Source organism: Limimaricola cinnabarinus LL-001 (assembly GCF_000466965.1).
In the GTDB taxonomy this organism is placed as follows: domain Bacteria; phylum Pseudomonadota; class Alphaproteobacteria; order Rhodobacterales; family Rhodobacteraceae; genus Limimaricola; species Limimaricola cinnabarinus.
The window spans coordinates 1-3,300 of sequence record NZ_BATB01000128.1 but is presented as its reverse complement, the minus strand read 5'-3'; the positions used below and the strand labels follow the sequence as shown (position 1 = coordinate 3,300).

Sequence of the window (3,300 nt, the reverse complement as noted above, 5' to 3'; positions counted from 1 at the left end):
GCCTTCGCCCTGAAGCTCGCGAAGAAGTCGAAGGAGGAAATCGAGGCTGCGATCTCCAACGCCGCCCGCATCCTGCAGCTCGAACCTTATCTCGACCGCCTGCCTAAGGCGCTCTCGGGTGGTCAGCGGCAGCGGGTGGCGATCGGCCGCTCGATCGTGCGCGACCCTAAGGTCTATCTCTTCGACGAGCCGCTCTCGAACCTCGACGCGGCGCTGCGCGTCGCCACCCGGATCGAGATCGCCCAGCTCAAGGAGTCGATGCCAGACAGCACCATGATCTACGTCACGCATGATCAGGTCGAAGCGATGACGCTCGCGACCCGGATCGTGGTGCTGGCCAACAAGGGCATCGCCCAGGTCGGCACGCCGCTCGAACTCTACGAGCGGCCCGAGAACGAGTTCGTGGCGCAGTTCATCGGCAGCCCGGCGATGAACCTGCTGCCGGGCCGAATCACCGGCACCGGAGCGCAGACCACCGTGAAACTTGACGGCGGCGGCGTCGCGGTGTCGAACGCACCCTCTACCGAGGCGGATATGGGCGCCTCGGTAAATGTCGGCGTGCGCCCCGAGGACATGACCGAAGTGGAGGCGGGCGGCGACTACCTGTTCGAGGGAAAGGTCGACTTCACCGAGTCGCTGGGCGAGGTTACCATCCTCTATTTCCAAAAGGCAGGCGGCGCCGATCCGGTGATCGCCAAGCTGCCCGGTATCCACGGCGATCTGCGTGGGCGCCATGTCAACATGACCGTTGCTCCCGAAAAGGTGCAGATCTTTCGCGATGGCCGCTCGCTCTACTACCGCTAATGCAATGAAGCCAGCCTGATTTTCATCGAACCCAAGCTGGTTCTGAACTCAAGCTCGCGCGTCTTTGTATCAACGCGCGACCACGGTCCTGACGGGCCAGTCTACGATTTCAACAAGGACACGACATGCCGCTTTCGCTCGATGACAAATGGATCTGGGACAGCTGGTATGCCCATGACGGGGAGCGCTGGCACGGTTATTTCCTTCAGGCCGACAAGTCGCTCGGCGATCCGGACCTGCGGCATTTCAACGTCTCCCAAGGCCATGCCGTTTCGGACGACCTCATCAACTGGGAGCACAAGGGCACCTGCCTGAAGCCCGCGCCGACGCCGGCCTGGGACGACACCACCACATGGACGGGCTCGGTGGTCCAGGGGGCGGATGGGGTTTGGCACCTGTTCTACACCGGCGGCGGCTCGGCCGAGAAGGGTCTCTACCAGCGTATCGGCCACGCCACCTCGACCGACATGCATTCGTGGGAGCGCGTCGGCTCCGGGCTGTGCCTCGATCTGGAGGGGCCGAACGCAATCCACTACGAGGCCGAGATGCAGGTGGGCTTCTGGCCCGACCGGGCGATGCGCGACCCCTACGTGATGAAGGACCCCGACGGCGGCGGCTGGCTGATGTATTTCACGGCCTGCGCGCCGGGCATAGCCGAGGTCAATGCCGGCGGTGCGATCGGCTTTGCGACTTCGCCTGACCTGCATGAATGGACGCTGCAACCGCCGGTTTTTGTGGGCGATTATGGCCAGCTTGAAGTGCCGCAGGTCTTCGAGGTCGACGGGCGCTGGTACTGCCTGTTCTGTACTGCCGACATCCACTGGTCCGAAGAGCGCAAGACGAAGGCGGGTGTACCGCCGGTCACTGGCAATCACTACCTCATCGCAGAGAGCCCGCGTGGGCCATGGACCGTGGCGCCTGGCTTTCTCGACGGCGACCTGCCGTGCCGCCGCTACGCGGCGCGCGTGCTGGAAACGGAAAACGGCCGGGTCATCATGGGCTTCGCCGATGGTGGCAAGGATGCTTTCGGCGGCTATGTGATGGACCCGATGCCGCTGAAGGTCGCTGGCGACGGGCGCCTTTTCATCGAGCATGCTGGCTGAAACAGGCCCAGGCTGCCACGGCCGCCTGCGATGTGTGCTGCGCGGCGATCACTTTATACATGACGAGGAGTAACTCGATGCAGTACCGCAGATTGGGCCGTTCCGGGCTGATGGTGTCCGAACTGGCGCTCGGGACCATGCTGTTCGGCGAGACCGGCAGCCGGGGTACCGACGAGGCGACGGCCCGTGCCATGGTCGATGCTTTTATCGAGGCAGGCGGCAACCATATCGACGCCGCCAATGTCTATGCGGGTGGCCGATCCGAGGAGATCGTGGGTGGGGCCGTGAAGGGCCGGCGCGACGAGTTGGTCATCGCCTCCAAGCTGCGCTGGCCGATGGGCGAGGGGATCAACGAGGTCGGCCTGTCGCGGCATCACGTCATGGCCTCGGTCGAGGCCAGCCTGCGCCGGCTAGACACCGACCGGATCGACATCCTCTACATGCATGGCTGGGACCCGCTGACCCCACTCGAGGAGACGCTGCGCGCCTTCGACGATCTCGTGAGCGGTGGCAAGATCCGCTACATAGGCGTGTCGAACTTTAAGGCGTGGCAGGTAATGAAGGCACAGGGCATCGCCGAACGTCGCGGCTTCCTGCCGCTGGTGGCGGCCCAGTACCAGTACAGCCTCGTGCTGCGCGACATCGAGCATGAGTTCCCGGACCTTCTGGAAAGCGAAGGCCTCGGGCTGGTGCCGTGGGGCCCGCTCGGAGGCGGTTTTCTGAGCGGCAAGTACACGTCGGCCGACCGAACTCCTCGCAGCGAGGGCCGCGTGGCCGAGGCCGATGCCGGTTACGAGGAAAGCTGGGAGCGCCGTGCCACCGAGCGCAACTGGGCCATCGTCGCCGAAGTGGAACGGATCGCCGCAGCGCAAGGCGCCAGCGTGCCGCAGGTCGCCCTCGCATGGTTGCTGAAGCGCCCGTCGGTCGCATCCGTGATCCTCGGAGCCCGCACGATGGAGCAGTTCGAGGACAACCTGCGCGCAGTGGCGTTGACGCTGAGCGACGGCGAGATGCAGGCCCTGAACGAGGTGTCGGCACCCGAGACGCTCTACCCTTATAGGATCGGATCTTCGGGGAAACGCTGAAGCGCTTTGCGGGGGGCGATAGCTCCGCCGCCTTCGCAGGACATCGTTCTGCGTCGCTCGCGGGCGGCGCTGCCAGGCCGCGTGCGGTCCGGCACCGGTTTCGTTGGCCGGACATGCCTTTTGTCCTGAATGGGTGCGATCCGTTCCGCCGCCGAGGCTTGCCTGCGACCGTCGACACAGGCCGCCGGAGGCAGCGCAGGCAGAATGTCATCCCTGATTTGTCACTCCGCGAGAAATATTCTGCCTGAAGTGCGGGAGGCCTGTCTGCGCGCACTGGCATAGGACGGCTGTGAGGTGCTCCCCGGTTT

The 3,300-nt window shown here is 64.8% G+C and carries 3 protein-coding genes; all 3 read left to right on the top strand.

Annotation, left to right across the window (positions count from 1 at the left end):
* The coding region (locus MBELCI_RS18510; protein WP_045320517.1) for an ABC transporter ATP-binding protein at positions 1 to 804 on the top strand (804 nt) is incomplete at its 5' end.
* A 125-nt stretch (positions 805 to 929) separates the two neighbouring features.
* On the top strand, positions 930 to 1,907 hold the full coding sequence (locus MBELCI_RS18505; RefSeq protein WP_021695773.1) for a glycoside hydrolase family protein: 978 nt from the start codon (positions 930 to 932) through the stop codon (positions 1,905 to 1,907).
* A gap of 77 nt (positions 1,908 to 1,984) precedes the next feature.
* Entirely contained in the window at positions 1,985 to 2,992 is a 1,008-nt protein-coding gene (locus MBELCI_RS18500; RefSeq protein WP_021695772.1) for an aldo/keto reductase, read from the top strand.
* Positions 2,993 to 3,300 lie beyond the last annotated feature (308 nt).

What these genes read in the sequence shown, in the direction of transcription:
- MBELCI_RS18500 (WP_021695772.1), top strand. Translation starts at nt 1,985, where the DNA reads ATGCAGTACCGCAGATTGGGCCGTTCCGGGCTGATGGTGTCCGAACTG.
- MBELCI_RS18505 (WP_021695773.1), top strand. Translation starts at nt 930, where the DNA reads ATGCCGCTTTCGCTCGATGACAAATGGATCTGGGACAGCTGGTATGCC.